We start from the raw sequence: 2,557 nt of genomic DNA, 5'->3' as shown, positions 1-2,557 counted from the left end.
CCTGTGCGCGATGTGCAGGCCGGGCTCCCGCATTGATTGAATCCCTGAACTTCTCTTCCGACCGAGCTTCACGATGAATTCGACCCGACGCCATTTCCTCGCGCGAGCGAGCGCCCTCGCCACGATCGCCGCGGCCCCGGCTGCCCTGCGCGCACAATCGGGCACACGGCCGCTGCTGCGCGCCGGCGACCAGAAAGGCGGGCTGCGCGCGCTGCTCGAAGCGGCCGGCGAACTGAACGGCCTGGCGTACGACATTGCGTGGACCGAGTTCCCGGCTGCCGCGCCGCTTGCCGAAGCGCTGAACGCGGCCGCCGTCGACTGTGGCCCGATCGGCGACGCGCCGGTGATCTTCGCGCTCGCTTCGGGCGCACGCATCAAGGTGATCGGCGCGAACCGTTCAGACCCGTACGGCACGGCCGTGCTCGTGCAGCCTGATGCGGCGCTGAAGCGCGCCGCCGACCTGAAGGGCAAGCGCATCGGCACCACGCGCGGCTCGATCGGCCATTTCGTCACGCTGAAGGCGCTCGACGCGGCCGGGCTGCCGCCCGACGCCGTCTCGTTCCGCTTCCTGCCGCCGGCCGACACGATGCTTGCGCTCGCAACCGGTTCGATCGATGCCTGGGCGACCTGGGAACCCTATACCGCGCTCGCCGAAACGAGCGGCCGCGCGCGCGTGCTCGTCAATGGCCGCGGACTGTGGTCGGGCCTCAGCTACATTGCGGCGACCGACGCGGCGATCGCGTCGAAGCGCGACGCGCTGCACGATTTCCTGAGGCGCGTCGTGCGCGCGCAGACGTGGTCGTACCGGCATGCCGATGCGTATTCCGCCGCACTCGCGCGCATCATCGGCATTCCGCCGGCGGCCGCGAAACTGCAGTTCGAGCGCCGCAACACGCGCTGGCTACCGATCGACGCGACGGTCATCGCCGAACAACAGCGCACGGCCGACTTCTACCTGAAGGCTGGACTGCTGCGCCAGCCGCTCGACGTGCGCGCGACGTTCGACTCCGGCTTCCCGCTCGCATGAGCGGCCGCGCGACGGTGTACAGCCGCCCAAACGGCTTCGGCACGATCTGGCACAATCGCAGTCTCGCCATCCGCCTTCAGCCAGCGTCATGCCAGCCATCGCCGAACTCTTCGTCTATCCGATCAAATCCTGCGCCGGCATCACGCTGTCGCGCGCGCAACTGCTCGAAACGGGCCTCGCGTACGACCGCCACTGGCTGATCACCGACCCCGCCGGGCAGATGATCACGCAGCGCTCGCACCCGCGCCTCGCGCTGATCCGCACCGCGCTCGACAGCGATGCGCTCGTGCTGAATGCGCCGGGCATGCGCGAGATCCGCACGCCGCTCGATGGCGACGTATCGCCCGCGACGCCGACAATGGCCGCGACCGTGTGGCGCGACACCGTCGACGCGATCGACACGGGCGCCGAAACGGCCGCATGGCTCACCGAATTCCTCGGCATGCCCACGAAGCTCGCGCGCTTCAGGTCCGACGCGCGCCGCGGCTGCAATCGCAAATGGACCGGCGAGATCGATACGCACACGCAGTTCGCGGACGGTTACCCGCTGCTCGTGATCGGCCAGTCGTCGCTCGACGACCTGAACGCACGGCTCGCCGCAAAAGGCGCGCCGGCTATTCCGATGAACCGCTTCCGCCCGAATATCGTGGTGTCCGATCTCGACGCGTACGAAGAGGATTTCGTCGAACATCTCGACACGGAAGGCGCGACGCCCGTGCGGCTGCGCCTCGTGAAGCTGTGCACGCGCTGCCCGATGCCGACGATCGACCAGGTCACCGGCGCGCCCGATCCAGCGTGGCCGCACGAGCCGACCGACACGATGCAGACCTATCGCGCGAACCCGAATTTCGACGGCGAGCTGACGTTCGGCATCAATGCGATCGTTGTCGAAGGCGCGGGCACGTGGCTCGAGGTTGGTCAGTCGCTGGAAGCGGAGATCGGGTTCGGAGATTGAGCGCGGCGTTCACGTGTAGACGAAATGGTCGAATGCCCGGGCGATCGACGCCGGGCGACGATTCCTTACGCCTCTGAGGAGTCGCTGCTATTCAAGTAAACCCGAGAACATTGTCGCTGCGACACCTAAGATTTCGTTGACGCCCGCCTCTCTCCTCGACCAACTCGCCGGAAGTGAACCTGATCCCGCTCTCGATTTCTAATTACGATAATTACAATCGTCGATTCCTCCCATACACTTCTGCGCTTGCTTTGCCGGAATATCCTTTAACCCTCCGACCTCTCTGCACCGAAAATCAGACGCACAGGTCATAAAAGAAATGTCATATGCGTCATCGACAGGCGTAAAGGTTGTCGCGCCAACCACCGCCAATTTCCCACCTTTGATTCGATAGCTATAGCGCGTCGCCTGAACATTTCCACTACCGCTTACGATCGCAAAAAGCAGTCCTGACCTGCTCCCCGCGTTTAGTACGGTGACGGTGTAGAGTCCGTTCCAGAGAGGAACGGCAATGAAAAAGCGATTCACCGAAGAGCAAATCATCAGCATCTTGAAGGAAGCCGAGGCTGGCCTGA

At 64.9% G+C, this 2,557-nt stretch carries 3 protein-coding genes; 2 read left to right on the top strand and 1 reads right to left on the bottom strand.

Going from position 1 to position 2,557, the window contains the following annotated elements; translation table 11 throughout:
* The first annotated feature begins 73 nt into the window (after positions 1 to 73).
* Entirely contained in the window at positions 74 to 1,027 is a 954-nt protein-coding gene (locus G3O00_RS41555) for an ABC transporter substrate-binding protein (RefSeq protein ID WP_206146478.1), read from the top strand.
* A gap of 88 nt (positions 1,028 to 1,115) precedes the next feature.
* On the top strand, positions 1,116 to 1,982 hold the full coding sequence (locus G3O00_RS41550; RefSeq protein ID WP_206146477.1) for an MOSC N-terminal beta barrel domain-containing protein: 867 nt from the start codon (positions 1,116 to 1,118) through the stop codon (positions 1,980 to 1,982).
* A gap of 198 nt (positions 1,983 to 2,180) precedes the next feature.
* Here the strand turns inward: G3O00_RS41550 and G3O00_RS41545 are convergent.
* Positions 2,181 to 2,557 (bottom strand): hypothetical protein (locus G3O00_RS41545; RefSeq protein WP_206146476.1); only part of this gene is annotated, 377 nt, incomplete at its 5' end.

The sequence above is a fragment of the Burkholderia sp. Ac-20384 genome (assembly GCF_017104605.1).
Taxonomy (GTDB): domain Bacteria; phylum Pseudomonadota; class Gammaproteobacteria; order Burkholderiales; family Burkholderiaceae; genus Burkholderia; species Burkholderia lata.
Note: the sequence above shows the minus strand (reverse complement) of the source record. Positions and strands in the feature narration are given on the sequence as shown.

Excerpts from the sequence above, each read along its gene's own strand:
- G3O00_RS41555 (WP_206146478.1), top strand. The coding sequence starts at position 74 with ATGAATTCGACCCGACGCCATTTCCTCGCGCGAGCGAGCGCCCTCGCC.
- G3O00_RS41550 (WP_206146477.1), top strand. The coding sequence starts at position 1,116 with ATGCCAGCCATCGCCGAACTCTTCGTCTATCCGATCAAATCCTGCGCC.